The organism is Arthrobacter pasteuri (assembly GCF_054510955.1).
Genome location: NZ_JBTNDO010000002.1, coordinates 137,687 through 163,189, shown reverse-complemented (window position 1 = coordinate 163,189; position 25,503 = coordinate 137,687). Strand labels below are relative to the sequence as shown.

25 protein-coding genes and 2 pseudogenes are annotated in these 25,503 nt (G+C 69.3%); 12 read left to right on the top strand and 15 right to left on the bottom strand.

The window, feature by feature from the left end:
- Positions 1 to 207: 207 nt before the first annotated feature.
- A pseudogene (locus ACX80H_RS11815) lies at positions 208 to 318 on the top strand (ABC transporter); the annotation flags it as partial.
- Between the two features lie 48 nt (positions 319 to 366).
- Here the strand turns inward: ACX80H_RS11815 and ACX80H_RS16480 are convergent.
- Positions 367 to 453: pseudogene (locus ACX80H_RS16480) on the bottom strand (hypothetical protein); the annotation flags it as partial.
- Between the two features lie 71 nt (positions 454 to 524).
- On the opposite strand from ACX80H_RS16480, the gene ACX80H_RS11810 reads away from it, so the two are divergent.
- On the top strand, positions 525 to 842 hold the full coding sequence (locus tag ACX80H_RS11810; protein WP_459313551.1) for an efflux permease Rv1217c-related protein: 318 nt from the start codon (positions 525 to 527) through the stop codon (positions 840 to 842).
- Positions 843 to 920: 78 nt separating this feature from the next.
- Here ACX80H_RS11810 and ACX80H_RS11805 read toward each other — a convergent pair whose 3' ends face one another.
- The 3 genes from ACX80H_RS11805 to ACX80H_RS11795 all read right to left on the bottom strand — a co-directional run bounded on the left by ACX80H_RS11805 (position 921) and on the right by ACX80H_RS11795 (position 3,573).
- Complete coding sequence (locus tag ACX80H_RS11805; RefSeq protein ID WP_301229453.1) at positions 921 to 1,136, bottom strand: AsnC family protein; 216 nt, start codon at positions 1,134 to 1,136, stop codon at positions 921 to 923.
- Positions 1,137 to 1,242: 106 nt separating this feature from the next.
- The gene (gene glsA, locus ACX80H_RS11800) at positions 1,243 to 3,057 is read right to left on the bottom strand and encodes a glutaminase A (protein WP_459313550.1); all 1,815 of its coding nucleotides are present in this window, start codon (positions 3,055 to 3,057) and stop codon (positions 1,243 to 1,245) included.
- A 48-nt stretch (positions 3,058 to 3,105) separates the two neighbouring features.
- Entirely contained in the window at positions 3,106 to 3,573 is a 468-nt protein-coding gene (locus tag ACX80H_RS11795) for a hypothetical protein (protein ID WP_459313549.1), read from the bottom strand.
- A 166-nt stretch (positions 3,574 to 3,739) separates the two neighbouring features.
- Between ACX80H_RS11795 and ACX80H_RS11790 the strand changes: the two genes are divergently transcribed.
- On the top strand, positions 3,740 to 4,411 hold the full coding sequence (locus tag ACX80H_RS11790) for a pentapeptide repeat-containing protein (protein WP_459313548.1): 672 nt from the start codon (positions 3,740 to 3,742) through the stop codon (positions 4,409 to 4,411).
- 387 nt (positions 4,412 to 4,798) lie between these two features.
- On the opposite strand, the gene ACX80H_RS11785 is transcribed toward ACX80H_RS11790, so the two are convergent.
- The 3 genes from ACX80H_RS11785 to ACX80H_RS11775 all read right to left on the bottom strand — a co-directional run bounded on the left by ACX80H_RS11785 (position 4,799) and on the right by ACX80H_RS11775 (position 7,638).
- The gene (locus ACX80H_RS11785; protein ID WP_459313547.1) at positions 4,799 to 5,257 is read right to left on the bottom strand and encodes a Fur family transcriptional regulator; all 459 of its coding nucleotides are present in this window, start codon (positions 5,255 to 5,257) and stop codon (positions 4,799 to 4,801) included.
- A gap of 175 nt (positions 5,258 to 5,432) precedes the next feature.
- Positions 5,433 to 6,914, bottom strand: coding sequence for a CPBP family glutamic-type intramembrane protease (locus ACX80H_RS11780; RefSeq protein WP_459313546.1), 1,482 nt, complete (start codon positions 6,912 to 6,914; stop codon positions 5,433 to 5,435).
- Positions 6,915 to 6,918: 4 nt separating this feature from the next.
- A complete protein-coding gene (locus ACX80H_RS11775; RefSeq protein ID WP_459313545.1) occupies positions 6,919 to 7,638 on the bottom strand; it encodes a YoaK family protein in 720 nt (239 codons plus the stop codon).
- Positions 7,639 to 7,765: 127 nt separating this feature from the next.
- On the opposite strand from ACX80H_RS11775, the gene ACX80H_RS11770 reads away from it, so the two are divergent.
- From ACX80H_RS11770 to ACX80H_RS11745, 6 genes are read left to right on the top strand one after another with little or no spacing between them, the layout of a single operon-like run.
- Positions 7,766 to 9,445, top strand: a complete 1,680-nt coding sequence (locus tag ACX80H_RS11770) for an ABC transporter substrate-binding protein (protein ID WP_459313544.1) — start codon at positions 7,766 to 7,768, stop codon at positions 9,443 to 9,445.
- A 1-nt stretch (position 9,446) separates the two neighbouring features.
- Complete coding sequence (locus ACX80H_RS11765; RefSeq protein ID WP_459313543.1) at positions 9,447 to 10,400, top strand: ABC transporter permease; 954 nt, start codon at positions 9,447 to 9,449, stop codon at positions 10,398 to 10,400.
- Positions 10,400 to 11,299, top strand: a complete 900-nt coding sequence (locus ACX80H_RS11760; protein WP_459313542.1) for an ABC transporter permease — start codon at positions 10,400 to 10,402, stop codon at positions 11,297 to 11,299. The genes ACX80H_RS11765 and ACX80H_RS11760 overlap by 1 nt, the downstream gene beginning before the upstream one ends.
- Positions 11,296 to 13,104, top strand: coding sequence for a gamma-glutamyltransferase family protein (locus ACX80H_RS11755; RefSeq protein WP_459313541.1), 1,809 nt, complete (start codon positions 11,296 to 11,298; stop codon positions 13,102 to 13,104). The genes ACX80H_RS11760 and ACX80H_RS11755 overlap by 4 nt, the downstream gene beginning before the upstream one ends.
- Positions 13,088 to 14,743, top strand: a complete 1,656-nt coding sequence (locus ACX80H_RS11750) for a dipeptide ABC transporter ATP-binding protein (protein WP_459313540.1) — start codon at positions 13,088 to 13,090, stop codon at positions 14,741 to 14,743. The genes ACX80H_RS11755 and ACX80H_RS11750 overlap by 17 nt, the downstream gene beginning before the upstream one ends.
- The gene (locus tag ACX80H_RS11745) at positions 14,709 to 15,464 is read left to right on the top strand and encodes a GntR family transcriptional regulator (RefSeq protein WP_459313539.1); all 756 of its coding nucleotides are present in this window, start codon (positions 14,709 to 14,711) and stop codon (positions 15,462 to 15,464) included. Before ACX80H_RS11750 ends, ACX80H_RS11745 begins: the two co-directional genes overlap by 35 nt.
- Here ACX80H_RS11745 and ACX80H_RS11740 read toward each other — a convergent pair.
- Together ACX80H_RS11740 and ACX80H_RS11735 are read right to left on the bottom strand one after the other, a co-directional pair.
- Positions 15,433 to 16,662: a phospholipase D-like domain-containing protein gene (locus ACX80H_RS11740; protein ID WP_459313538.1), complete on the bottom strand. Its 1,230-nt coding sequence runs from the start codon at positions 16,660 to 16,662 to the stop codon at positions 15,433 to 15,435. The genes ACX80H_RS11745 and ACX80H_RS11740 overlap by 32 nt on opposite strands.
- 79 nt (positions 16,663 to 16,741) lie before the next feature.
- Positions 16,742 to 17,485: an MBL fold metallo-hydrolase gene (locus tag ACX80H_RS11735; RefSeq protein ID WP_459313537.1), complete on the bottom strand. Its 744-nt coding sequence runs from the start codon at positions 17,483 to 17,485 to the stop codon at positions 16,742 to 16,744.
- A gap of 181 nt (positions 17,486 to 17,666) precedes the next feature.
- Here ACX80H_RS11735 and ACX80H_RS11730 point away from each other — a divergent pair, with 181 nt between their 5' ends.
- The gene (locus ACX80H_RS11730; protein ID WP_459313536.1) at positions 17,667 to 17,948 is read left to right on the top strand and encodes a hypothetical protein; all 282 of its coding nucleotides are present in this window, start codon (positions 17,667 to 17,669) and stop codon (positions 17,946 to 17,948) included.
- A gap of 105 nt (positions 17,949 to 18,053) precedes the next feature.
- Here ACX80H_RS11730 and ACX80H_RS11725 read toward each other — a convergent pair whose 3' ends face one another.
- Positions 18,054 to 18,809 (bottom strand): SOS response-associated peptidase, encoded by a 756-nt coding sequence (locus tag ACX80H_RS11725; RefSeq protein WP_459313535.1) that lies wholly within the window; start codon positions 18,807 to 18,809, stop codon positions 18,054 to 18,056.
- Positions 18,810 to 18,876: 67 nt separating this feature from the next.
- Positions 18,877 to 19,287: a hypothetical protein gene (locus ACX80H_RS11720; protein ID WP_459313534.1), complete on the bottom strand. Its 411-nt coding sequence runs from the start codon at positions 19,285 to 19,287 to the stop codon at positions 18,877 to 18,879.
- A 264-nt stretch (positions 19,288 to 19,551) separates the two neighbouring features.
- On the opposite strand from ACX80H_RS11720, the gene ACX80H_RS11715 reads away from it, so the two are divergent.
- Entirely contained in the window at positions 19,552 to 20,490 is a 939-nt protein-coding gene (locus ACX80H_RS11715) for a metallophosphoesterase (protein WP_459313533.1), read from the top strand.
- Positions 20,491 to 20,502: 12 nt separating this feature from the next.
- Here the strand turns inward: ACX80H_RS11715 and ACX80H_RS11710 are convergent, their stop codons facing one another.
- From ACX80H_RS11710 to ACX80H_RS11695, 4 genes are all read right to left on the bottom strand, one after another.
- Positions 20,503 to 21,303 carry an MSMEG_6728 family protein gene (locus ACX80H_RS11710; RefSeq protein ID WP_459313532.1) on the bottom strand — a complete coding sequence of 267 codons (801 nt, stop codon included), beginning with the start codon at positions 21,301 to 21,303 and terminating at the stop codon, positions 20,503 to 20,505.
- A 42-nt stretch (positions 21,304 to 21,345) separates the two neighbouring features.
- A complete protein-coding gene (locus tag ACX80H_RS11705; protein WP_459313531.1) occupies positions 21,346 to 22,977 on the bottom strand; it encodes a stealth family protein in 1,632 nt (543 codons plus the stop codon).
- Positions 22,978 to 23,176: 199 nt separating this feature from the next.
- On the bottom strand, positions 23,177 to 23,926 hold the full coding sequence (locus tag ACX80H_RS11700) for a potassium channel family protein (protein WP_459313530.1): 750 nt from the start codon (positions 23,924 to 23,926) through the stop codon (positions 23,177 to 23,179).
- 46 nt (positions 23,927 to 23,972) lie between these two features.
- The gene (locus tag ACX80H_RS11695) at positions 23,973 to 24,608 is read right to left on the bottom strand and encodes a DUF1684 domain-containing protein (RefSeq protein WP_459313529.1); all 636 of its coding nucleotides are present in this window, start codon (positions 24,606 to 24,608) and stop codon (positions 23,973 to 23,975) included.
- Positions 24,609 to 24,663: 55 nt separating this feature from the next.
- Between ACX80H_RS11695 and ACX80H_RS11690 the strand changes: the two genes are divergently transcribed.
- Positions 24,664 to 25,434 carry a TSUP family transporter gene (locus ACX80H_RS11690; protein ID WP_459313528.1) on the top strand — a complete coding sequence of 257 codons (771 nt, stop codon included), beginning with the start codon at positions 24,664 to 24,666 and terminating at the stop codon, positions 25,432 to 25,434.
- Positions 25,435 to 25,503 lie beyond the last annotated feature (69 nt).

Below are 25,503 nucleotides of genomic sequence, written 5' to 3'. Positions count from 1 at the left end.
GTGACGACCTGCAAGAAGTCGGTCAGCGCACCCCGATCCGCCTCGAGGTTATTCACCTGCTCCTCATCCATCGCTATCCCGGCATGCAGGTTGGTCGAGCCAGACCTGATGAGGACATGCGCGCGTTCGTTCGGCTTGGATGGTCCATGCCGAGTACCCCCCGAATCCTGCTGGGCGTGGCAAGGACGGAATGGGCGCTCCAGAATGACGGCCCGCGTCTTCGGTCTCGACCCATGGGCGCAGCCAGTGCAAGTGCACCGCCGCCTGGCCTACGTCCCCGGTGACGTGCGGCTGTGGCCCAATCTCTCCGGCGGCGAAACCAAGGTAGCTCGCCAGCCATCGCATCCGGCCGACGGGGGCGGCAAGCAGTAGTTCCGCGGTGCCGCCCGCCTCCTCCTGGCGTAGCTGGAGGATCGCCCTGGTGCTGGGAGCGGCCTCGGTGGTGCTGGTCATGGTCCTGACGGCATTCGGCGCCTGGGTCTCCCTGACCGTCTCGCACGACACCTCCGTGGAGGGGGGGGGCCGTGTGGGAGACGGCCGCGGCCCAGCTTCCCGCAGCACTCATCTACCTCGCCGTCCCCGCGCTGGTGTTCGTCCTCCGCCCCTCGGCCACCATCGCGATGGGCTGGGCACTCCTGGGAGCCGGCGTCGTTCTCGGCATCTTCGATGGAATGATGGGCCTGGACCAAAATGTCCGGAACATCTTCCCGTTCTCCCACACCCCTGTGCCGAACGGTACGACGACGGACTGGACCGGTGCGTGGTGGATGCTCGGCATCGCTGTCCTTGCCGCTCTCACGGCCCTCCTCGGCATGAAGCGGCGGGAGATCACGACGGCATGAGGGCGGCAGGAGGCAAAGGTCGCCAAGAGGTCCCGGGGCGGTGAATCTCCTGCGGACCGAGTGGCCCTGGGCCTCGCGCTACTGCTTGCCGTACTTCCGGTGGACTGCCTGCTTGCTCACCCCGAGGCACTGGGCGATGGCCTCCCATGACAATCCGGCCTGACGGGCGCTCCGGACGAGGCCGGCCTCTGCACGCCCTACCTCCCGGTGCAGTTCAGCAATGATCTGCAGGGATTCAGCGGGTCCCTTACCATCCATCGATCCAACGAGTGTCTTCAATCCCTTCACCTCCATTCGTCAACACTAGTTGACACTCGGGGGAGAGGCAAGGGCTCGTGGTCCGGTCCGGCTTCTGTGCACTGCGACCCCTTAGTCGCGTCCGGGGTCGGAGCCGTCCGCTCTAGTCGCGGATCCGCACCGCGGTCTCCCGCAGGTACAGGTCCACGCGCGTGTAGGCGTCACGGGTCAGGGCCTTCCAGAGTTCGACGGCGAGCCGCGGGTCCTCCTTCTCGACGGTCCGGATGGCCTGTGCGGTCAGCACCTTCACGTGCACCTTCTCCAGCGCCTTCACCGTGGTCTCCTGCCGGTTGTCGCTGCCCAGCGCCAGTTCACCGAAGGTCATCCCGGCACTGAGGGTGGTCAGCTTGAGGCGCTCACCGGAGGGCCCGGGGACGGAGGTCACGATCTTGCCCGAGAGGATGAAGAAGACGCCCCCGAAGGACTGCCCGACCCGGCGCACCACATGGCCCTTTTCGTAGGTCCGGTCCTCCATCCGGCGCGTGAGTGCCTCGACATCCTCGTCACTGAGGGGGCTCAGCGCAGGGCACTGCGCCACCTCCACCTCCGACGGGAGGATGAGGTCCCCGCCGTACCGCGTGATGAGTTCGTTCTCGCACCATTCGACGGCGGCGGTGCGCGTATCGAAGGTGGGCACGGGTCGATCGACGTCCCGGAACGTCTCCGCCAGGGTGCCCTCGCCGTCGATCAGGACCAGCTCGCGGTCCACCTTCGCCAGGTTCTCGCGGCACTGGCCCAGCAGGCGCAGGGAGACGTCGGCCACCTCGTCCACCCGGCGCAGGTCCAGGATGACGAAGTCGACGTCGTCGTCCAGGCTGCTGAGCGCACGCACCATCGACTCGGTGCCGGCGAACAGGAGGTCCCCGTTCAGTTCGATCACCATGGCGCGGTGCCCCTGGTCACGGAGGACCTCCATCGCCTCGTCGGTCCGGCGGATGCCCGAGGGTGCGGCCGTGATGTCGTAGGTGGCCCGGATGGCGGACCGCCCGGCCCGCGCCGCACGCACGAAGTGCAGTTCCATGTCGCGGGACAGCCGCTGGCTCGTGGCCATGCCCCGCACGCTGCTGCCGTGTTCGTCGAGCGGTGGCGAGTACACGGCGAGGCCCACCTGGCCCGGCAGGACGGCGATGGTCCCGCCGCCCACCCCACTCTTGGCCGGCATGCCCACGGTGCTGATCCACGATCCGGCGTCGTCGTACATGCCGCAGGTGGTCATCACGGACAGGACCCTCTCGACGGCCAGCAGGTCCATCGCCTCGACACCCGTGAGCGGGTTCCGCCCGGAGTTCGCGAGCGTCGCCGCCATGACGGAGAGGTCGATGCAGTTCACCATCACGGAGCACTGCCGGAAGTAGTCCTCGATGACGGGGGTCGGGTCGTCCTTGATGATGTCGAAGGACCGCAGCAAGTAGGCCAGGGCACGGTTGCGGTGGCCGTGCTCGAGTTCGGACCGGAAGATCTCCTGGTTGACGCCCAGCTGCCGGCCCGCGAACTGCGAGTACGTGTTCACGATGCGCCGGAAGCGCGTGTTGCCGCCCCGGGACTGGACGAGCGAGGTCGCCGTCAGGGCGCCGGCGTTGATCATCGCGTTCGAGGGGCGCCCGCTGCCCGGTGCCAGCGAGATCTCGTTGAAGGAGTCGCCCGAGGGCTCCACGTCGACCTTCGCGTCGACCGCCTCCATCCCCAGATCCGACAGGGCCAGTCCATAGGTGAACGGCTTGGAAATCGACTGGATCGTGAACTCCTCCCGGGTGTCACCGATCTCGTACATGTACCCGTCGACGGTGGTCAGGCAGATGCCGAAGTTGTCCGGATCGACGTTCGCCATCGCGGGGATGGTGCTGTAGGGCTTCCCGTCCCGCAGATCGGAGATCTCACGGTGGATGGTCCTGAGGTAGCTTTCGATCGGCGATTCCATGCTGTCCACCCTACGGGGGCGGCAGCCCGCCTCCCCGTGCACGGACCGTCAGCGGGTACGCAGCGTGTGGCGGATGGAGAGCACGAAGAGCTGGACGACGGCCGTGGCGACGCCGACGAGGATCAGGGGCGGGGCGGCCGCGAGCGTGTAGATGAACCACGGATTGCTGTAGGGCGTGGCCATCTGTCCCAGGGCGAACTGCTCCGCGTACTGCTGCTCGTGGATCAGCGGGGCCGAGAGGAAATACACCCCGAGGGCCACGAGCACCGCCGCGACGACCCAGACCCAGACATCGAAGGGATTGCGGGGCCGCGTGCCGGGCTCTGGTTGCCCGGGTGCTTCGGAGCCCATTTCGCGGATCACCGCGGGGGTAGCGGCGTCCTCTGCCGGCCAGGGCAGTGCTGGTGGGTGCGGCGCGGGGAACACCGCCCGGGACGCGGCGTCCGGGGCGGCCCCGCGCTGGTAGATCCCGTCGTAGCGCGGGTCGTGCGTGTTCTGCATGCGGTCGCTGCCCATCGGTTTCCCCCTGGAAGAACGAATGCCAGTAAAACACGGGCGGCGCCTGTACGCGCCCTCCCCGGCGGTCCGGGCGCCGGCCGCACCGGACGGCGCAGCTAGACTGGCGAGCCGGTGCAGCCGCATCGATGACGGATGTACGACGCGATGTCACGACGGAGGGACCATGGCCAGGAAAGCGCCGGCGAGCGCCACGAACGCCCCGCGACTCTCCCTGAGGGCACCGCGGGACGTCACCCGGGTCGACGAGCCGCACCTGCTCGACGGCGACCACCGGGAAGGGGAGCTGTATGAACGCGCCTCCTTCGATGGTGAGGAGCTCGCCGGGATCACGCTCCAGGAATGCATGCTGCAGGGCGTGTCACTCAACGACACCGAGCTGCGCGGTGCGCGGTTCATCGAATGCGCCTTCGAGGACCTCTTCGCCCCGGTGTTCCGCGCGCCGCGGAGCAGCTGGCGTGAGACGTCGCTGCGCAGCACGCGGTGGGGTTCGGCGGAGCTCTACGACAGCCGGCTCGACGGCGTGCACCTCGACGGGGGCAAGCTCGACTACGTGAATCTCGGCAGCGCCCAGCTGACGGATGTGCTCGTGAGCGGGTGCATCATCGGAGAACTGGACCTCACGGGTGTGCGGGCAACCCGGCTGGCCCTGCAGGACTGCACGGTCGGCACACTCACGCTCGACGGCGCCCAGCTGAAGGACGCCGACCTTCGCACCAGCAGCTTCCGGGGCGTCAGCGGCCTCGACGGCCTGCGCGGCGCCACGATCGACGAGTACCAGCTGCAGCTGCTGGCCCCTTTCCTCGCCGACAGCATAGGCCTGCGCGTCGAGGGCTGACGCCGCCGGCCAGCGGCATCACTCGGAGAACGTGTACCGACCGCCCTGGAGGGGAGACGGGTGCAACGTCGTGACGTAGGTCCCGCGGGTCGCGGGCCGGGCGGGTGAACCCATCGTCACGTAGGTCCCTTCCATAACCGGCCGATGCCGGTCGGTCGTTACATACCGGCCGCCCAGCGGAGCCGGTCGGGTGGGCCGGCTCGAGCCGGCGCCCGTCGTTCGCAGGGTCGATGTCGCGTATTCGCGCAGTGTCATGATGCTCCTTGATAGGTGGGGTGCGGTAATGCACCGGGGATGGCGCGCGGAGCGCATGCGGCTGCCGCGCCTGGTGCCGGACAGCACGGAGCGGACGCCCTGGTACTCCAGGGCCCGGACCGCCCGACGGGGTCAGGCGGTGGTTTCGACCGCAGATGCGTCCTGGCACTTCCGGCAGACGCCGTTGAAGGTGACGTCCGCCGTGAGGACCGCGAAGCCGGTGGTGTCCGATGGTGCGAGGCAGGGAGCCTCACCGATGACGCAGTCCACGTCACTGATCGCGCCACACCGGATACAGACCAGGTGGTGGTGATTGTCACCCACCCTGCACTCGAACAGCGCAGGCGAACCCGGGGGATCGAAACGCCGCACGAGTCCAGCGCCCGTGAAGGCGGCGAGGATTCCGTACACGGCCTGGCTGGACGAACCACTCAGGGCCGCGCGTACCTTCGCCGTCACTTGCTCCACGCTGGAGTGCGGATTCTGCTGCAGCGACTCGAGGACGGCGAGACGCTGCGCGGTGACCTTCAGTCCCGACGCCCGGATCGACTCGCGCAGCGAATTCGAACTGGACGGCGGATCAGTGGCCATGCCACCAGCCTACGCCGTGTTTTGGTTGACTCAAAACTAGACGGATGTCAGATTGCTCTCATGGGCCGGACGCCGGTGCCGATCGGTGCGCATCAGGAGGCCGATACGGTCCGCATCAGGAGGCCGATCACACCGCCGGGTGCTGGTCCTCGTCGTATACCGTCTACCGTTCTGCTTACCGTTCTGCCGCGTACGCTCCCGAGCCGGGGTGACCCGGTCCGGCGGGGTGGGACGGACCTGTCGGGTGGCCCGGCCCCCAGGGGTGGGCGGGGCCGGACGGGTGCCGGTCATCGCGGTCCCGTGCTGGGTGCGCAGGCTCCTCCGGCGGAGTGGCTGATCGTGCAGGCGTCGAGCCGGCGGGTGCAGCAGAGGTCGGCAGGGGTGCAGGTGGTGCCGTCGCGGAAGCGGGCAGCGGAGAGACGGCCGGGGCTGTCTGTCGGGGCGGGCCGGGCGGCATCTCGGACTCCGGCTGCACGGCCGGAGGTCGGGCCGGCGCCGCGGGCCGCACCTCTGACGGCGCTCCGGACGGCACTGTGGACCGCACCGCGGATGGCGCTCCGGGCCGCGTTCCGTACCGGGAGGGGTCGTACTGGGAGGGATCGTAGTCGCCCGGCTGTCCCTGGGGCAGTTGCTGGGGCGTGTGCTGTGCCCAGGGGTCGCGGACCGGCGCTACCTGGTACCCGAAGGTCGCACTCCCGCCCGCCGCCGGAAGGGCGTACGAAGGATGGGCGTGCTCGAGCGGGGCTTGCGGAACGACGGTGCGGGTCCGGTCGATGCCGCGGCGGTTCGCGAGGCGGACGATGACGCCGGCGGTCACCGCCATGGTCGCCACGGACACGAGGAGCCCGCTCACGGACCCCTCCGTGGAGTTCACGTCGACCAGCCCGAAGGCGCCGAGCACGAAGATGGTCATGTTGTTGATCGCATGCACCGCGATGGCCGCTTCCAGACCGCCGGTGCGCCAGCTGATCCAGCCGGCGAAGACGGCGAAGATCGCCACGTCGGCCTGGCCGAGCGGATCGTAGAGGTGGCCGACGACGAACAGCGGCACGGGCAGCAGGATCGCGAAGGCGGGGTGGCGGAGCCAGCCGCCGACGGCCTGCATCAGGAAGCCGCGGAACACGTACTCCTCGGCCGCGGCCTGGAACGGGACGGCAAGGATGGAGAGGGCCAGCAGGACGAGCAGGGTGGACGTCTCCTGCTGCACGGGCGCCGCGGCAGCCTCCTCCGGGAAGAGGAAGCCGAGAACGGTGGAGATGCCCAGGCTCACCAGGAACACGGCCAGCGCCGCGGCGGCGCACAGGCCCAGCCAGCGCCAGCGGATGCGGCCGGCCACGGACGAGAGCAGGCCGACGGGCCGCGGTCCCGTGATCAGCACGGCGAGCGCGAGCGCCGGGATCATGATGATCAGGGAGACCAGGGTGAAGGCGAAGATCACGGGGTCGCTCATGTCGATCGCCGCTGCCGCGTCCAGGTACTGCGAGACGTCCGCCGATGTGATGAACGCTGCGATCGCTCCGGCGATCAGCAGGACCACCGTGAAGACCAGGTAGAGGGCGAGTCCGAGCAGCGCCGTGAGGAGCGGTTTCCACCACCGGTACTGCGGCGACGAGCGGGCCAGGCGGTGGAATGCGAACTGCTGGTCTACCTGTTGCATGCTTCTACCGTAGTGCGGATTCCTTGGCGCTTCCTGCGACTGCTTCCCTGCGGTCCCGACGGTGGCGGAGGTGGCCCAGGAGGGTCGCGGCGGCGGAGAGCAGCGCGGAGACGGCCACCCCGAGCCAGAGGTCCACCTTCAGTGTGAGGGCACCGACGACGGCCCCCGCCAGGATGAGCGCGATGGCGGAGAAGCGGCGCGCCCAGAAGGGGCTCTTGCCGCCGGCGAGCCGGGAGTCCGAGGCGAGGCCCGTGATGGTGGACGTGACGACGACGGTGGTGATCTCGGCGACCTTCAGTCGTTTCGCCGTCGCAGCCTGGATGCCCATCACGGTCGCGAGCACCGAGGTGGTGATGCTGCCGAGCACCTCCTCGGCTTGCACGTCGACGAGCGCGACGTACACCGCGAGCGCGGTCAGTCCGAGGGTCACCGTGAGGAGCGTGGCCGACGTGCGGCCCGACCACCCCTCCGGACCCTTCCGCAGGACACGGCCGGCGAGCGCCGCGCCGACCATGAAGAAGGCGAGGGCGAGCGCGGGCCGGAGGACGGGCAGGCCGGTGCCGCCCGTGAAGGCCATGCCGAGAAGGACGACGTTGCCCGTCATGTTGCCCGTGAACACCCGGTCGAGGCCGAGGTAGCCGACGGCGTCGATCACGCCGGTCGAGAATGTCAGGCCGAGCATGAGCCAGAGATGGAGCCGGTCCGTCGCCACGCGGTTCTTCACGATGTTTTCCTCCGGTAACAACCTCGAAACGAATGTATACGAAGCTTATCTTCGTACGGGTGATTGTATTCAATCCGACAGCCGCCGTGCAGAACGTAGTTCCATCCCGTCCCTTCGTGAGGAACCCATGCAGCACCCCCAGCCCCACCCCCCTCAGAACCCGGCATCCCGCATCCGACCCCGCAGGCCGATCGGCCTGCTGGCCGTTGCCGCTGTCGCAGTGACGGCCCTGACGGCGTGCCAGCCGATCCAGGCGTTGCCGGCCACTCCCGTCCGCGAGGACATCACGAGCGTGCCGATCGGGGATGCCACGATCCGCGAGGGAGGTGACCTCGTGATGGCGCTGTCCGCCGAGCCGGACCGCCTCGACCCGACGACGTCGTCGTCCCTCTACACGCGCTACGTCATGCAGACCATGTGCCAGAAGCTCTACGACATCGACGCCGAGGGTGAGATCGTCCCGCAACTGGCTACGGCACTGCCGGAGATCTCCGACGACGGCCTCACCGTCACCATCCCCGTGCGCACCGACGCCGTCTTCGCGGACGGTATTCCGTTCGACGCGGACGCCGTCCGCGCGACCCTCGAACGCCACCTGACGCTCGAGGGGTCCACGCGCAAGAGCGAACTCGGACCCATCGCCGGGATCCGGGCCGTGAGTCCTGACCGCGTCCAGATCAGCTACGAGAAGCCCTTCGCGCCGCTCGCCGCCGCGCTCGCCGATCGCGCCGGGATGATGCTCTCACCCAAGGCCATCGAGGAGAAGGGCGCGGACTTCGGCAACAGCCCCGTCTGTGTCGGGCCCTTCAAGTTCGTCGACCGCGTGCCGCAGACCTCCATCACGGTCGAGCGCGATCCGCTCTTCTACGACGCGGACACCGTGCACCTCGACACCATCACCTACCGCATCATCACCGACGCCAACATCCGTGCCGCCAACCTCCGCTCCGGCGATGTGCAGGTGGCGGACACCATCTCCCCGCAGGATGTCGACGCCCTGCTCAAGGAGGACGGCGTGGGCGTGCTGCAGGTCGGATCGCTGGGGTACCAGGGACTCACCGTGAACGTCGGCAATACGGAGGGTACCGGCGAACCGCCGGGGGTCATCGACACCCCGATCGCGCGGGAGAAGGCGATCCGCATGGCGCTGTCCATGTCGATCGACCGCGAGGCACTGGTGAACACGGTGTTCAACAGCTGGTTCGAGCCGGCGTGCTCGCCCATCTCACCGGACAGCCCCTACGCCTCCGAGCTGAGCGAGGACTGCCCGCCCTTCGACCCGGAGGGCGCGAAGAAGTTGCTCGAGGACGCCGGCGTCGAGGTGCCGTACCCCATCCGTATGCAGGTGACGAACACCCCCGACACCCTGCGGTACGGCCAGGCGCTGCAGGCTGCGGCCGCCGACGGCGGGTTCGACCTCACCGTGGTGCCGGTGGAGTACTCCACCCTCCTCGACGTCCAGTCCAGGGGTGATTTCGAGGCATTGCAGCTCGGCTGGTCCGGGCGTATCGACCCGCACGGCAACATGTTCAACTTCCTCTCGACCGGCGGCGGCAACAATTACTCCGGATACAGCAACCCGGAGGTGGACCGGCTGCTCACCGGTGCGGCCCAGATCAACGACGTCGACGACCGCGCAGCCCTCTACGGAGAGGCCGTGGAACTGGTCCAGCAGGACAACCCCCTGATCTACCTGTACCGGCAGCGCAACCTCACCGCCTACAGCACCGACATCGCGGGCGTGGAGACCTTCGCCGACGGCGTCGTCCACCTCAGCAACGCCGCATTCATCGAGACGGAGAACTGACATGGGCCGCTACCTCTTCACCCGGCTGTGGCAGTCGATCGTCACACTTGTCCTCGCCTCCATCGTCGTGTTCATCGGCGTGCGTCAGCTCCCGGGTGATCCGGCCCTCGCCATGGCGGGGGAGGAGGCGACGCCGGAACAGCTCGCCGCGGTGCGCACCGAACTGGGCCTGGACCAGCCACTCGTGACCCAGTACTTCGCCTTCGTCCGCAACATGTTCCGTGGCGACTTCGGCGAATCCACCCGCACGGGTACCCCCGTGACCGAACTGATCGCCACCACACTGCCGGTCACGCTCTGGCTCTCCGCCTACGCGATCGTCGTGGCGATCGTCGTCGGGATCCTCTTCGGCGTGATCGCGGAGCGGTTCCGCGGACGCTGGCCCGAGTGGGCGGCGAACGCCTTCGCCCTCATCGGGCTCTCGGTCCCCAACTTCTGGCTCGGCATCCTCGCCATCCTCTACCTGGCGGTGACGCTCGGGTGGTTCCCCGCCTCGGGGTACGTGGACGTCCTCTCGGACCCGTTCCGCGGGGTCTACTACCTCACGCTGCCGGCCCTCATTCTCGGCACGGGCCTCGCCGCGGTCATCATGCGGCAGACCCGTGCGTCGATGATCGAGACCATGACCACCGACTACGTGCGGACCGCCCGCGCCAAGGGCCTCGGTCGGGGCCGGGTGCTGGTGCGCTACGGGCTGCGGAACTCGCTCATCGTCGTCGTCACCATCGTGGGCCTGCAACTCGGCGGCCTCATCTCGGGCGCCGTGGTCACCGAGCGCATCTTCGCGCTGCCGGGCTTCGGCAAGCTCACCCTCGACGCCGTCTTCACCCGCGACTATCCCGTCATCCAGGCGGTGGTGCTCATCATCACCGTCAGCTACATCCTCATCAACCTCGCCGTGGACATCCTGTACTCGGTGGTCAACCCCAAGATCCGCGTCGGAGGAGCCAACTGATGGCCGTCGAAACACTGACCCCGGGAGCGGGCGGCGCCGGGCTCGGCTCCGGCCGTGGCCGTATCCTGTCCTCGCTCCGCTCCAACCCGCTGGGGATCACCGGCGGCGTGATGCTCGTCGCCGTCGTCCTGGCAGCGCTCCTCGCCCCGATCCTGGCACCCTACCCACCCACGGAGGTGCACTTCGACACCCCGTTCCAGCGACCCTTCACCGAGGGCTTCCCCCTGGGAACCGACGACCTCGGGCGGGACGTCCTCTCGCGCCTGCTGTTCGGCATCCAGACCTCGCTGCAGGTCGGCGTGCTCTCCGTGCTCCTCGCGGTCGTGATCGGGACGCCGCTCGGCCTGCTGGCGGGCTATTCCCGCGGGTTCGATGCCGTCATCTCCCGCCTGACGGACGTCACCCTCGCCTTCCCCTTCCTCATCATCGCCGTCGGGCTCGCCGCGATCAGCGGGCCGAGCCTCGGCAACGCGGCCGTCGCGCTCGGCATAGCCCAGATCCCCACCATGATCCGGGTGGTCCGCGGCGAGACGCTGCGCATCAAGGAGAGCGACTTCGTGCTCGGCGCCCGCACCATGGACGCCTCACCGGGATGGATCATGATGCGGCACGTGCTGCCGAACGCCACGTCGGCCATCATCGTGCAGGCGACCGTCATCATGCCCGTCGCGGTGATCGGCGAGGCGCTGCTGTCCTTCCTCGGGCTCGGCATCCAGCCGCCCACACCGAGCCTCGGGATCATGCTCTCCGACGCCCAGCAGTACATTTTCCGTGCACCCAGCGCGGCGATCTTTCCCGGCATCGCGATCGCCGTGATCTGCTTGGCCTTCAACCTGTTCGGGGACGCCCTGCGTGACGCCTTCGACCCGACGAACTCCACCCGAAAGGGACAACGATGACGTACACGCCCCCTCCCTCCTTCACCACCAGACCGACCCTCCAGGGCACCTTCGGCATGAGTGCATCGACGCACTGGCTCGCCACGGCCTCCGCCCAGTCCGTGCTGGAGCGTGGCGGCAATGCGTTCGACGCCGCCGTTGCCGGGGCGTTCGTCCTGCACGTCGTCGAGCCGCACCTCAACGGACCCGGTGGAGACATGACGGGCGTCTTCGCCACGGCCGAGGAGCCGGGCCGGCCCATGGTTCTCATGGGGCAGGGCCCTGCACCGGCCGCCGCAACCCGTGAGCACTACCTGGAGGAGGGCCTCGAACTCGTCCCGGGTGCAGGGGCCCTCGCCGCGGCAGTGCCTGCTGCCGTCGACGCCTGGCTGATCCTGCTGCGCGACCACGGCACGTGGGAGCTCGAGGACGTACTGGACTTCGCGATCGGGTACGCCCGCGACGGCCACCCCGTCGTGGGGCGCGTGGGGGCGACCATCGCGGCCGTGGCGGACCTCTTCACCGAGCACTGGCCGACGTCGGCCGCCCTCTGGATGCCGGACGGCCGGCCGCCGCGCGAGGGCGAGGTCATCCGGAACGAGGCCTACGCCCGCGTCCTCAGGTCCCTCGTGGGTGCGGCGGCCGGCGGCGCCACGCGGGCCGAGCGCATCGACGCGGCCCGCCTCGAGTGGCGCACAGGGCTCGTAGCGCAGTCCGCCGTGGAGTTCGTCCGGACGCCCCACCGGCACTCCTCCGGACTGGACCACGCCGGCGTGATCACGCTCGAGGATTTCGCAGGGTTCGAAGCCTCCTACGAGGAAGCGACCACCCTCGAGTTCCGGAGCTACACCATTGCCAAGACCGGCCCATGGGGCCAGGGGCCCGCCCTGCTGCAGACCCTCGCCATCCTCGACGGGTTCGACGACGAGCGGCTCGACCCGTCCACGGCGATCGGCGCGCACACGATCCTCGAGGCGCAGAAGCTCGCCATCGCCGACCGCGAGGCCTACTACGGCGACGCCGACGTCCCCATGGACCACCTGCTCTCCCCGGAGTACGCCGCCGAGCGGCGTGCCCTCATCGGCGACGAGGCGTCGCTCGAGTTCCGGCCCGGGAGCGTACCCGGCCTTCCGCCGTTCACCCCGCCGCTGCGCATCGAGTACACGCCCCCGGCCCTCGCCGGCGGCAGCGGTTTCGCCGGGGTCGGCGAGCCCACGGTCTCGCGCAGCGGGGAGACGCGCGGGGACACGTGCCACATCGACGTCGTCGATTCCTCCGGCAACATGGTCTCCGCGACGCCGAGCGGTGGCTGGCTGCAGTCCTCACCTGCCGTCCCGGAACTCGGGTTCTGCCTCGGCTCCCGACTGCAGATGACCTGGCTGGAGGACGGGGCGCCGTCCACCCTGCAGCCGGGCAAGCGGCCCCGCACCACGCTCACCCCGACGCTCATCCTCAAGGACGGCAAGCCCGTCGTCGCCCTCGGATCACCCGGTGGCGACCAGCAGGACCAGTGGCAGCTGCTCTACATCCTCCGCACCATCGTCGGAGGCTACACGCCGCAGCAGGCCATCGACGCACCGTCCCTCCACACCACGTCCGTCCCCGGCTCCTTCTGGCCGCGCACCTGGGAACCGGGCGGTGCCGTCGTCGAGGACCGGCTGGGTGAGGACGTCATCACGGACCTCGAACGCCGGGGCCATGCCGTCACCCGGGCAGGGGACTGGGCGCTCGGCCGGCTCTCCTCCGTCAGCAAGGACCACGAAACCGGTGTGCTCTCCGCCGCCGCCAACCCTCGAGGAGCGCAGGGCTATGCTGCAGGACGCTGAGAACATTCTCGAAGTCACCGGACTGGAGGTCGCCTTCGGCGGGACGCCCGTCCTGCACCGGGTCGGCTTCTCGATGCGGCGCGGTGAACGCGTGGCGATCGTGGGCCAGTCCGGCTCCGGAAAATCGACGGCCATCGGGGCGATCCTCCGGCTGCTGCCCGGGAGCGGGCAGATCACCTCCGGGTCGATCGTGCTCGGCGCAGGCCGCACCCGGGGGGACGTCGTGGACCTCGCCACCGCGACCGAACCGGTCCTGCGGAACATCCGCGGCCAGCGCGTGGGTCTTGTGCCGCAGGATCCGATGTCGAACCTGAACCCCGCCATGAAGATCGGTCCTCAGGTCGCCGACGCGATCGTGGCCAGCCGGCGTGACGTGGAGAGACCGGACCGCGCGGAGGTGAGGAGGCGGGCGATCGCCCTGCTCACCGAGGCAGGCATCCCGGACGCCGGGCGCCGCTACGGGCAGTACCCGCACGAGTTCTCGGGCGGCATGCGCCAGCGCGTACTCATCGCCATCGCCCTGGCGGGAGAGCCGGAACTGCTGATCGCGGACGAGCCCACCTCAGCGCTCGATGTCACCGTGCAGCGCCAGATCCTCAATCACCTGCAGTCGCTCGTCGACGCCCGTGGAACGTCCCTGCTGTTCATCACGCACGACCTGGGGCTCGCCGCGGACCGCACGGATCGCATCATCGTGATGTCCGAGGGCCGGATCGTCGAGGTGGGGACTCCACGCCAGATCCTCCTGGACCCGCAGGAGGAGTACACGAAGCAGCTCGTCGCGGCGGCACCCTCGGTGGCGGCGGTGCTCGACGCCGAGCCGCTGGTCGACGTCCCGTCGCTGGCGGGGAAGGCGCCGTCGATCCTGGTGGTCGACAGGCTCGTCAAGGAGTTCGCCCTCCGCGGCCAGCGCGGCAGCACCGTGCGCGCGGTCAACAACGTGTCCTTCGAGGTGGCGCGCGGAACCACGACGGCGGTGGTCGGCGAGTCCGGCTCCGGGAAGACGACGGTAGCGCGCATCATCCTCGGTCTGGAGACGGCATCGTCGGGGGAGGCCCTCATCGACGGCGAATCACTCACGACCACCCGCGGTGCACAGCGCCGGGCGCTCCGCCGCAAGGTGCAGCCCGTCTTCCAGGACCCCTATGGTTCCCTCGATCCCACCTACAGCATCGAGCGCCTGATCGACGAGCCGCTGCGGATCTTCGGTGTCGGCGACCGCGGAAGCCGCCGGGAACGGGTCGCCGAGCTCCTCGACCAGGTGGCCCTGCCGCGCGCCGTCGCCCAGCGCCGGCCCAACGAGCTCTCCGGCGGTCAGCGGCAGCGGGTCGCCATCGCCCGGGCGCTCGCCCTGGAGCCCGAACTGCTCATCTGCGACGAGGCGGTCTCGGCGCTGGACGTCCTCGTGCAGGACCAGATCCTGGCGCTCCTCGCCGATCTGCAGGATAGGCTCGGACTCACCTACCTCTTCATCACGCACGACCTCTCCGTGGTGCGGCAGATCGCTACCGACGTGGTGGTCATGAAGTCGGGCGACGTCGTCGAGAGCGGCCCGGTGGACGACGTGTTCAACCGGCCGCGGGCGGACTACACGAAGGAGCTTCTTGGAGCCATCCCGGGCGCGGCGTTTGCGGCCTGAGCAGGACGCCGTAGCGCCGCAGCGCGTCCTCGACGCCATCCGCCGCGACATCATCTTCGGCGCACTGCGTCCGGGCGTCCGGGTCACGGAGGCCGCGCTGGCCGCCAAGTACGGGGTGTCACGGGTGCCCGTGCGGGAGGCGTTGCGCGCCCTGGAGGCGGAGGGCTTCGTCGAATCGAAGCCCTACGCCGGGTCCACGGTGGCAGAGATCCCGCTCGACGACGCCGAGGACCTCTTCGCCGTCCGGCGCGTCATCGAAGCGACGATCGCACGCCGCGCGGCACGCCGGGCGGCAGCGCAGTTCGCGGCCGATGCCCCGAGCACCGAGTGGTTCTCCGCGAGGCGGGCGCTGGCGGACATCCTCGACGACGGCGACCGCGCCGTGGCGGCCGACGCCCTCGCGGACCTGCCCGAACTGAACATCCGCTTCCACCTCGGGGTCGCCGAGCTCAGCGGAAGCGCGTCGCTGACCGCCCTGCTACGCCAGATCTCGGGGAAGATCGAGTGGCTCTACGCAGTCGACGTCGACAACCGCGGGAAGCAGTCCTGGAGCGAGCACCGGGGAATTCTCGCGGCGATCGACGCAGGGAACGAGGCCGAGGCGGAGCGGCTCATGGCCGGGCACGTGGAATCATCCCAGCACGGCTACCTGGAGCGGTTCTCCGGTTTGAACCGGGCGGCGGCCGGGACTACAGGAACGGGCGCAAGGGAGCAAGGATGAGTTCGCTGACCCGGGCCACAACATGCCGGCTCTCCCATTCCTCCCGCGTCAGCTGCCGGCAGTTGGAGGAGTCCACCGCGAAGATCTCCTCCATGGTCGCCGCGAGTGCGCGGTCGAAGATCTCCAGGTTGATCTCGTAGTTCCCGGTGAGGCTGAGGCGGTCGATGTTGGCGGTGCCGATAGTGCTCCACTCGCCGTCGATCGTCGCCGTCTTCGCGTGGATCATCGAGTTCTGGTAGAGCAGGATCCGGGCCCCGGCTCCGATCAGCGCCGAGTAGAAGCCGCGGGACAGCCAGTCGGAGACCACATGGTTCGAGTCCTCGGGCAGGATCACGCGCACGTCGACGCCGCGGCGGCTCGCCCGCAGGAGGGCGTCGAGGATCTGCCGGTCGGGGATGAAATACGCCATGGTGATGAAGATGTGCCGCTCGGCCCGGTTGATCGCGTCGAGGTAGACGCCGCGGATCGGGAACACGAGGTTGGCCGGGATGTTGTTCACCGCCCGGATGCGCGGTTCCCAGAAGGAAGCGCTGAGGTCGGGGAGTTCGGGCCGGCGCGGGATGGCACGGATGTTCCAGAAACTGACGAACGCCTCCCGGAGCTCCCAGACCGACGGCCCACGGATCTCGAGGTGGGTATCGCGCCATTTCGTCGCGTAGTCCGAGCCGATGTTGTATCCGCCGACGAACCCGACCTCGTCGTCGACCACGAGCACCTTGCGGTGGTCGAAGCCCGTCCCGCGGATGTTCGTGAAGACGATCGACGGGCGGACCACCGGGAAGCGGTAGGTGTTGACGAGCGGGTGGAACTTGTAGAAGAAGGGGTTGACCACGAGGTTGGCGAAACCGTCGTAGATGACGAAGACCTTCACGCCGCGCTCCGCAGCACGGTTCACGGCGTCCCGGAACCGGGTGCCGATGTCGTCGCCCTTCCAGATGTAGGTCTCGAGCAGGACCTGGTGTTCGGCCCTGTCGATCGCCGCGATCATGGCGTCGTAGAGGTCCTCGCCATAGGTGTAGACCGTGGTCTCCGTAGCGGCGATCGTCGTCCTGAAGGTTCCCGGCTGGGGGAAGCCGTCCCGCTTGGTGCGCTGACGCTTCTGGTACGTGTCGACGCCGACGAGCCCTGCGATGACCACAGCCTGGGCCGAGAAGAGCGCGATCGCTGCACGCTTGACCGTGCCCCGGGCGAATCCCATAACCGTGTGATGCTTCAGCCAGCCCATGTGCCCAGCGTATCGCCCCCGGCTGCGCCGGGTGTCGTTCCGGGGAGTGCGCCTAATGGCCGCCGACTGCGATAGCCTGCGCCACCGCGGAGTCCACGCCGGCGCTCCAGGGGAAGCCGTGTCCCGGCAGGACGGTCCGGGCCCGGGTGGAGCGCAGCCCCTCGAGGGAGCGCAGGGCGGTCGCGGTGTCGGCGGTCGCCGCGCGCGCGACGACCTGCGGGCCGGGATGGCCGGTGTAGGGGTCGAGCGTCACCAGCGCGTCCCCGCTGATCACGGACTCGCGGTCGGGGAAGTGCAGGGCGCAGTGGCCCTTCGTGTGACCGGGGGTCGGTACCAGGAGCGGGGAACCGGGCAGGGCCGCGGCTGCCTCGGGAGTGAGCGGGAGGGTGTCCGGAACTCCCTTGACGGCAAGGGCTCCCGCGGCGCTCATACGCAGCAGGCCGGGGACGGCGCGCGGATACCGCACCGGGTACAGGAACGGGGAACGCTCGTGCTCGTAGCTGTACGGGTGGGCGGCGATGAAGGCGTCGTCGGGGTGGCAGTACACCGGGATCCCGTACTTCGTCCGGAGGTGCTCCGCCGTGCCCACGTGGTCGAAATGACCGTGGGTCAGGACGACGGCGCGGATGTCCTGGACGGACCGCCCGATGCGTGAGAGTGCCTGCAGCAGCAGGGCCTTCGAGCGGGGCAGGCCGGTGTCCACCAGCAGGACGCCGTCGTCGTCCTCCACCAGGTAGACGTTGGTCCGCGCATGCTCCAGGTAGTGGATCCCCGGGGCGATATCCGTCCTGATCATGCCTCTCCCTCCGTCGTCACCTGCGTCCGACCCTAGGCGCGGTGGAGCGCCGCAACAAGGGATCACCAGGGCGGCCCCGCGGGCTTCCCTTATTCCGCGCGCGTCGCTAGCTTGGGAGCCGGACAGACGACGACGGTGCCGCTTCGGACGCGCGTCCGGAGCGTTCCCGGAAGGCACGGAGATGACGACGGGCATGGGTGAACACGAGCAGCGGAGCGGTACGTGCGCTGCCTTCCGTTCGACGGACCTGACCCTCTACGACCTCTGGCTGCGGTACTTCAGCCTCGGCGGCAACGCGGGGGAGGCGGAGATCGACGCCTACCTCTACAGCTCCCGGTTGCTCCCGCCGTTCGAACGGGACATCCTCGCGCTCGCCGTCAACGAGTACATCCCCGACTTACCGCCGGCTCCCCGGGCGACCTTCAGCACGGAAAGGACCGGACCCGGAGCCGAGCCGACCTGACACGCCGCCCCGAGCGAGACCCGGAACGAACTGGACGCGGAGCCGAGCCGGCGGTGCCCGACTCGATCCGCCGGAACTGATCGGCCGGAACTGATCCGCCCGGAGCTAGAGCAGCATCTGCTGCTCGCCGTCGGCCGTCACGTCGCCCGGGAGGGGCTCGATGAGCTCCGGGCCGTTGTTCCGCACCGAGCCGACACGGGTCCCCACGCGGCGGGGGACGAGGTGCGGATCGGGGATGGCGTCGAGCAGTTCCTGCACGGCGGGGCGGGAGTCGTTGCGCGGGTCGAGCCAGTCGCCGCGCAGCACGGGCGGCACGATCACGGGTGTGCGGTCGTGGATCTCGCCGAGGGCATCGCTCGCCGGGCGGGTGATGATGGTGCAGCTCACCACCCAGGACCCCTGCGGGTGCTCATCCGACGCCGTCGCCGGATCACGCCAGAACTCGTACAGTCCGGCGAAGCCGAGGGCGGCACCGTCGGGGTCGTGCAGGTAGAGGGGAGTCTTGGAGCCGTCGGCGTTCTTCCGCCACTCGTAGTACCCGTCCGCCGGGACGATCCCGCGGCGCTTGAGCGCGGCCGCCCGGAAGGACGGCTTCTCCAGGACCGTCTCGCTGCGGGCGTTGATCATGCGCGCACCCACAGCAGCGGACTTCGCCCAGGAGGGGATCAGGCCCCAGCGTGCGGGTTCCAGCCGCCGCGTGAGCTCCCCGGTGTCCGGATCGAGCCGCTCGACGACGAGCTGGACGGTGTTCGTGGGTGCGACGTTCCACGAGGGTTCGACCTCGTCCACCAGCGACTCGTCGACATCGAACGCGTCGATGAGGTCGGCCTTGTTCCCCGCGATGACGAAGCGTCCGCACATATCCAGATCTCCTGTCTTCCAGCGGAAGGGAGTGGCGTGGCCCCGCCGGCGGCAGGGCCACGACGGCCTACTTCTTCTTGCTGTCGAGCAGGAGCGACAGGGCGACGCCCACGAGCCAGACGTCCTTCGCCACGGACGTACCGTCCTGTGTCGGGCGGACACCGTCCTCCTGCGTGAGTTCCGGAGTCCTGAGGTACATGGTCATCATCCCCGTCGAGAAGGCGAGCAGGGCGAGGCCGGCCAGCCTGCTCGGGATGAACGGGGCGAGCAGCGCCGAGCCGATGGCGATCTCGGAGGCCGCCAGCGCCTTGCCGAACTGCTGCGCCTGGAGCTGGCCGATCTGCGGGAAGGCCTTGGACGCCATGGCCTGCATGTATCCCGCGGACCCCTCGTCCAGGTTGGTCTTCCCGAGTCCGGAGTTCAGGATGAAGGCCCCCGTGGTGAGGCGGAGGGGGATGTGGCTGGGCCGGAATGCCATGATGCTTCCTTTCGCTGCGCGGTTGGTGCTTCGACTGGAAGCCTACGGCGCGTGCTGCCGCCCCGCCAGCGCGCCTGTTCGCCTCGGCGGCCCTTGGCAAGCCGCCCCGGCCGGGGTCACGCCCCGAGGAGGAGGGCGTCCCGCGGGCCGGACCGGCAGAAGTTTCCCTGATGTTCGCCGACCTGCCGGGGCGGGTTCAGGTGATCGGCAGGTGCCTCTGCTGGAATGGGGGAGCCTGACCACCAGCTAGCGGAGTAGGTTCCCATGCACCCCCGGACAGCAGAACACCCCCGGCCACAGCACTTCCTCCTGCATCTGAGCGACACGCACCTCGTCGGCGGCGACGGCCCGCTGTACGGGGCGGTGGACAGCGAGCAGCGCCTCCGGGAGCTGTTCGACGACCTCGAGGCGTCGGGCGCGCAGCCGCAGGCGATCGTCTTCACCGGGGACCTCGCGGACAAGGGGGAGCCGGGGGCATACGCGAAGCTGCGGACCATCGTCGACCCGGCAGCCGCCCGGCTCGGGGCCCGCGTCATCTGGGCCATGGGCAACCACGACGACCGCGCCGCCTTCCGGGCAGGCCTCCTCGATGGACAGCCCTCCTCTGCCCGGCCCGACGCGCCGGTGGACGTTGTCCACTTCATCGACGGCCTGCGCATCATCGCCATGGACTCCACGGTCCCCGGGCACCACCACGGCGAGTTCACGACCGGCCAGCTCAACTGGCTCGCCCATGAGCTTGCAGTCCCGGCGCCCCACGGGACCATCCTCGCCCTGCACCACCCTCCCGTCCCCAGCGTCCAGGAGCTCGCCGCGCTGGTGGAACTGCGTGACCAGCGCTCGCTCGCCGACGTCGTCCGCGGCTCCGACGTGAGGACGATCCTCGCCGGCCACCTCCACTACTCGACGACGGCGATGTTCGCCGGCGTCCCCGTGTCGGTGGCGAGCGCCACCTGCTACACGCAGGACCTCCTGTTCGAGGCGGGCGGCACCCGCGGACAGGACGGCGCCCAGTCCTACAACCTCGTGCACGTGTACGAGGAGACCATCGTCCACTCGGTGGTCCCCTCCGGCCGGTACGGGTCGGTCGGAGAGGTGGTCCCCCGCGAGGAGGCCCGGCGCCGGCTCGAGGCCCACGGCGTGACCATCGACGACGGAAGCAGGGCCCGCCGCCGGCTCACGTCGGCCGGAGGCCACGGGTAAGGGGAGCGGGCGTCAGGACACCAGTGAGCCGGGGAGGCCGACGGGGAAGAGCGTCCTCGGGTCCTGCAGGAGCGCGGGCGGGTCGAAATCGGAGCGCCGCAGCCAGCCGTGCAGCCGGGCCTGCCGCAGCAGTCCGTCCTCGTGCATGAGCACCGGGCCCACCCGCCCGGTGCGGAAGTGCTCGCCGTCGGGATCGGCGATCGCCACGGCGTCCCCGTCCTCGATGGCCTCCTCGAAGGTGTGGAGCTGCCGCTCCCACTTCGGGGCCGCGCGCCCGCTGGGCGGCTCGGGCGGCATGAGCAGCGTGGCGTCACCCTCCGGTGGATGCGACGCCGCCCGCCAGACCCACAGGCGTGGTCCCTCCGGCTCCGCGGGGATGCGCTCCTGCTCGGGGGAGGGCCAGTTGTACGGCAGGTCCTCGGGGACGCCCGGGAACCTGCTCCGGTAGATCTCCGGCGCCTTCTGGATCAGGTTGGACTGGTGGCTCAGGTGGAATGCCGGATCCCCGAGCCAGGGCGGCATCGGCACGGCGGGATCGTCGAGGACGTGCGGGGCGAACTCCAGGATCTGCCGGTGCGTCGAGTCCGCATGGCCGCGTGAGACCCATTCGGCGACCATCGCCAGCCCGTAGACGGTGAGGGCCGGGACGTAGCCCATCCACATGCGGATCGCCGGGTGCTGCCGCCAGCCGTAGTCGGGGATCACGAGGGCGCGCAGAGCCTGCAGGGTCTCCACCCGCTGCTTGCCGAGCCTCGCCTGGTCCAGGGCCGCGGCACTCGCCGCGAAGTCGGGGTAGGGCAGGAAGGTCTGCATGCGGCCAGTCTTGCACGCACCGCCGTAGCCGGCCCGGGAGGCTCAGATCTCCCAGGGGGCCTTGACCGGGAAGTACTTCTCGAGGAATTCGGTCACCAGGTGCGCGCGTTCCTCTGCCGGTACCTCGGGGAAGCTGCCGTCGTTCAGGCAGAAGAAGTCGTGGTTCCGCTTGTCGAGCAGCTTGTCGAGGCTCTTGAGTCCGGAGCGCATGGTCGTGTCCACGTACTTCACCCTCGCCATCTCCTGCGTCACCGCGCGGCCCGTCAGCAGGGCGTAGTAGTGGTACAGCGAGTTGGTGACCGAGATGTTGTCCTTGGCACGGAAGCGGGATGCAGCGGTGGCGGCGAAATCGGCGGCGAACTCCGCCTCCATCTCGAGCAGGACGCTCTTCCGCAGGGGCGCCGCGGTGTGTTCGAGGTGTCGCGTGGTGATGCGGCCGAAGCGCGCATGCAGCAGGCGCCGGTTGACGCGCGCCGCGTTCTCGAAACCGCTGCGCTCGGCGTCGTTCTCGCCCAGCCCGATGCGGGTGTCCGCCTCGATGAACTTGGTGATCCCGCCGGGGGAGAAGAACATGTCCGGTGCCACGGGACGCCCGAAGAACATGTCGTCGTTCGAGTAGAGGAAGTATTCGGACAGTCCGGGGATGTGCTGGAGCTGGGCCTCGACGGCCTGCGAGTTGTGCGTGGGCAGGACGGAGGGGTCCCGGAAATGATCCTCGGACGGTACGAGCGTCACGGACGGGTGGTCGGCGAGCCACGCCGGCCGCTTGGAGTCGGTGGCGATGAAGATCCGGCGGATCCACGGCGCGAACATGTAGACCGAGCGCAGCGCGTACTTGAGTTCGTTGATCTGGCGGAAGCGGGCTTCGTGGTCGTCGCCCTCGCCCACCACCACGCCCTGCATCCGGGCGGCACGGGCGGCTCGGTACTCGGGGCTGCTGCCGTCCACCCACGAGAAGACGAGGTCGATCTCGAAGTCGATGTCGGTGGCATGGTCGGCGAACATGTTGTCGATCGTGGGCCAGGTGAGGCCATGGCGCTCCACCTTCCCGCGCACCACTTCGGCCGCCGGCAGCACACGCCGGGTCAGGGAGTTCTCCACGGGCAGTTCGATCGTCGTCCCGCCGAGCGCCCAGAGTTCGATCTGCACACCGGCCGACGGCCCGTAGGCGAGGCCGCCCACGGGTTCGATGCGGGGGCGGAACAGGCGGAAGATGCGGGCCTTGCCGCTGTGGGACAGGTCTCCATCGCTGACCAGCAGCGTGGTCCGGCGCTTCGTGTCGACCGTGCGGGAGTAGAAGGGCTCGTCGCGGCACGCCTCGACGAGCGCGGCGCGGAGGGCTTCACGGTCATTGAGGTCGACGGCGATGACGGGACGCTGGTCGTTGCCGCGGACGAGGAGGAACCCGATGCCTGCGGTGTCCAGGACGGAGCGGATGAACAGCAGGTCCTCCACCATCGCCTGGTGCGGCGTGCGGTCGGAGTTGATGAGGGTGAAGCGCCCCTTGACGGTCGTGATGTCGGAACGGCCTTCGAGACGGGCTACCGCGGCGCGAGAGGCCGATTCAAGGATCTCGGCTTCATTCTCCGGCTCAGGTGCGCCGAAATAAATGTCGTGTTGGGTAACCAGGTCTGTAATCGGAGCCTCCGGAAAGTGGATGGGTTTGTTCCCCATGATAGGGCCTGCAGGGACGCCGGGAACGCGAAGACGAACGATACCGCCTCCGGAGGACGCAGTCCAGACCTCCGGCCGACGGGTTAGGGTTTGCGGCACGCCGGACGCACACCCTCCCCAATCCTGGTTCCTTCGAGCAGCGTCGAGGCCACCACCGGATGGAGGGCCGGTGAACGCCGGGCGAAATCCCGCCTGGCTGCTACTCCTGTCCCGGGTGCCCCGGATGGGAACCGTGGGCCAGCTGTCGCGTGAGGGTGTCGATCTGCAGGCTCACGCTCTTCAGCTGGTCCTGCACCTGGGTGTCCGATTCCGCGGTCTTCGCCTCGGCAGCGCGTGCCGTAGCGACGTTCTCGACCAGCCAGGAGGCGAACGCCGCCGTCACGGCGCTCAGCACGCCGATGCCGCCGATCATGAGACCGGCCGCCACGAACCGCCCTGCACCCGTCACCGGGTAGTAGTCGCCGTAGCCGACCGAGGTCACGGTGGTCAGTGCCCACCAGAGGGCGTCCGGAAGGGTGAGGATGTTCGCACCCGGGGCGTCCTGCTCGACGTCGAGCACCGCGAGCCCGCCCGCATACCCGAGCACCGTCATGGCGCCGATGACGTACAGGACGATGTGCCCCCGCAGGGCGTTGCCGCCGGAGCGGTTGAGGATGCGCAGCAGCGGGAGGAGCCGCAGCAGCCGCAGGGGCCGCAGCATGGGCAGCAGCAGGATGACGAGTTCGTGCAGGTGCCGGACGAACCAGCGGCCGCGCGCCGGTGCGGAGAGGAGGCTCACGAGGTAGTCGACGAGGAAGAGGGCCCAGACCCCCCAGATGATGCCCTCGAGGGCACGGCCCACGGCGGGCTCGGGCTGCATCGTGACCTGAACCGAGTAGGCGACGAGGTAGACGAAAGCCGCAATGATCAGCGGTACCTCCGTGCGGCGCTGCCACTGGAGCTGCTTCATGGGACCCTGCTCATCGTTCGGCGCCCATTCCTGGGTGCCTGTGCGGTCAGTACTCACGGTAGAGCTCGCCGACCGGGACGTCGTCCACGAGCCGGTTGTCCGGACCCGGCAGGGGACAGGCCCACTCCTCGTCGTAGGCGCACGACGGGTTGTAGGCGAAGTTGAGGTCGACCACCAGGCTGCCGGCAGCCCGTCCCTCCCCGAGGTGTGCGCCCTTGATGGTGTCCAGAACGTAGCGCCCACCGCCATAGGTGCCGCCGGCTCGTCCTGCAGTTCCGTCCCGCAGCGGCAGGAAGAGCCCGCCCCCGTAGGAGCCGAGCTTCCACAGCGCGAGCTGACCGAGCCCTGGCAGCAGGAGGGTGCCGAGGCGGCGGAACGGCACGACGCCGTCGGTGCCGGTCTCCACGTCCATCACCTCGCCGGCTCCGTCGTCATCCAGGACCGCTTCGAAGCGGAACGCCGGATCGTAGGGTGCGATCGCCAGTCGCGCGAAGGATGCCCTGGCATCTCCCCGCAGGGCGGACGCCGGATGGTCGCGAAACAGCTCGTCGCGGCCCGCCCGCCACAGGGAGTGGGCGGCTTCGGGCGATTCGGACACGGCACGCTCGCGGACGGCGCTGTACAGGCCGAAGACGCACTGGCGCCAGTCTGCCGTAGCGAGGGCGGTGGTGAGGGCCGTCATGGCTTCAGGCTACCGCCGGTGCAGCCGTCCGCGCAGGGCAGGGAGGGAGGCGGGGATGCGTAGTGTAGCTGGGGTGACTTTCGGCATCTTCTGCATCGTGCTGGCCTCCATCCTCGTCGGGGCCGTCGCGCAGCGCATCGCGGGCCTCGGCTTCGCCCTGCTGATCGCCCCATTCCTCGTGATCATCCTCGGACCGCACGCAGGGGTCCTCCTCGTGAACATCTGCGGTGTCGTCTCGTCGACCATCATCGTGGGCCGTGTCTGGAAGGACATCGACTGGAGCATGTTCCGCTGGCTCGTGGTCCCCTCCCTGTTCGGGTCGATCCCCGGCTCGGTCCTCGCCGTGGCCGTCCCATCAGCGCCCCTGTCGGTCACCGTCGGGGCCGTCGTGCTCGTGGCGCTCACCATCTCCCTGGTGCTCCAGCGGTCCGACGTCGTGGTGCGCGGCAACGTGCCGAAGGCCGTGGCGGGTTTCACGGCCGGGGTCACGAACTCCATGGCAGGTGTGGGCGGCCCCGCCGTAAGCGCCTACGCCCTGCTGGCGCGGTGGCCGCAGCGGCCGTTCGCGGCCACGCTCCAGCCCTTCTTCGTCTGCATCGGCACCGTCACGCTGGTCGCGAAACTGCTCCTCGACCCGTCGCAGGCCCCGGTCCTGGCGCCGTGGATGTGGATCGCGATCGGCGTCGCCATCGTGGCGGGCATCTTTCTGGGTGAGAAGCTCGCGCGGTTCGTCCGGGACGACCAGGCGCGGCTCTTCGTCGTCGTGATCGCGTTCATCGGCGCCGGTCTCGCCGTCGTCAAGGGCCTCGCCGACATGCTCGGGTGACGGGCACCACGGCGCAAGGACCGGCTCCGGCCCCGCGTCGCTCGGCTCCGGCGGCGGCTGCCGATGGCA

Excerpts from the sequence above, each read along its gene's own strand:
- ACX80H_RS11805 (WP_301229453.1), bottom strand. The coding sequence starts at position 1,136 with ATGGAGGTGAAGGGATTGAAGACACTCGTTGGATCGATGGATGGTAAG.
- glsA (WP_459313550.1), bottom strand. The coding sequence starts at position 3,057 with ATGGAATCGCCGATCGAAAGCTACCTCAGGACCATCCACCGTGAGATC.
- ACX80H_RS11795 (WP_459313549.1), bottom strand. The coding sequence starts at position 3,573 with ATGGGCAGCGACCGCATGCAGAACACGCACGACCCGCGCTACGACGGG.
- ACX80H_RS11790 (WP_459313548.1), top strand. The coding sequence starts at position 3,740 with ATGGCCAGGAAAGCGCCGGCGAGCGCCACGAACGCCCCGCGACTCTCC.
- ACX80H_RS11785 (WP_459313547.1), bottom strand. The coding sequence starts at position 5,257 with ATGGCCACTGATCCGCCGTCCAGTTCGAATTCGCTGCGCGAGTCGATC.
- ACX80H_RS11780 (WP_459313546.1), bottom strand. The coding sequence starts at position 6,914 with ATGCAACAGGTAGACCAGCAGTTCGCATTCCACCGCCTGGCCCGCTCG.
- ACX80H_RS11770 (WP_459313544.1), top strand. The coding sequence starts at position 7,766 with ATGCAGCACCCCCAGCCCCACCCCCCTCAGAACCCGGCATCCCGCATC.
- ACX80H_RS11765 (WP_459313543.1), top strand. The coding sequence starts at position 9,447 with ATGGGCCGCTACCTCTTCACCCGGCTGTGGCAGTCGATCGTCACACTT.
- ACX80H_RS11760 (WP_459313542.1), top strand. The coding sequence starts at position 10,400 with ATGGCCGTCGAAACACTGACCCCGGGAGCGGGCGGCGCCGGGCTCGGC.
- ACX80H_RS11755 (WP_459313541.1), top strand. The coding sequence starts at position 11,296 with ATGACGTACACGCCCCCTCCCTCCTTCACCACCAGACCGACCCTCCAG.
- ACX80H_RS11750 (WP_459313540.1), top strand. The coding sequence starts at position 13,088 with ATGCTGCAGGACGCTGAGAACATTCTCGAAGTCACCGGACTGGAGGTC.
- ACX80H_RS11740 (WP_459313538.1), bottom strand. The coding sequence starts at position 16,662 with ATGGGATTCGCCCGGGGCACGGTCAAGCGTGCAGCGATCGCGCTCTTC.
- ACX80H_RS11735 (WP_459313537.1), bottom strand. The coding sequence starts at position 17,485 with ATGATCAGGACGGATATCGCCCCGGGGATCCACTACCTGGAGCATGCG.
- ACX80H_RS11730 (WP_459313536.1), top strand. The coding sequence starts at position 17,667 with ATGACGACGGGCATGGGTGAACACGAGCAGCGGAGCGGTACGTGCGCT.
- ACX80H_RS11725 (WP_459313535.1), bottom strand. The coding sequence starts at position 18,809 with ATGTGCGGACGCTTCGTCATCGCGGGGAACAAGGCCGACCTCATCGAC.
- ACX80H_RS11720 (WP_459313534.1), bottom strand. The coding sequence starts at position 19,287 with ATGGCATTCCGGCCCAGCCACATCCCCCTCCGCCTCACCACGGGGGCC.
- ACX80H_RS11715 (WP_459313533.1), top strand. The coding sequence starts at position 19,552 with ATGCACCCCCGGACAGCAGAACACCCCCGGCCACAGCACTTCCTCCTG.
- ACX80H_RS11710 (WP_459313532.1), bottom strand. The coding sequence starts at position 21,303 with ATGCAGACCTTCCTGCCCTACCCCGACTTCGCGGCGAGTGCCGCGGCC.
- ACX80H_RS11705 (WP_459313531.1), bottom strand. The coding sequence starts at position 22,977 with ATGGGGAACAAACCCATCCACTTTCCGGAGGCTCCGATTACAGACCTG.
- ACX80H_RS11700 (WP_459313530.1), bottom strand. The coding sequence starts at position 23,926 with ATGAAGCAGCTCCAGTGGCAGCGCCGCACGGAGGTACCGCTGATCATT.
- ACX80H_RS11695 (WP_459313529.1), bottom strand. The coding sequence starts at position 24,608 with ATGACGGCCCTCACCACCGCCCTCGCTACGGCAGACTGGCGCCAGTGC.
- ACX80H_RS11690 (WP_459313528.1), top strand. The coding sequence starts at position 24,664 with ATGCGTAGTGTAGCTGGGGTGACTTTCGGCATCTTCTGCATCGTGCTG.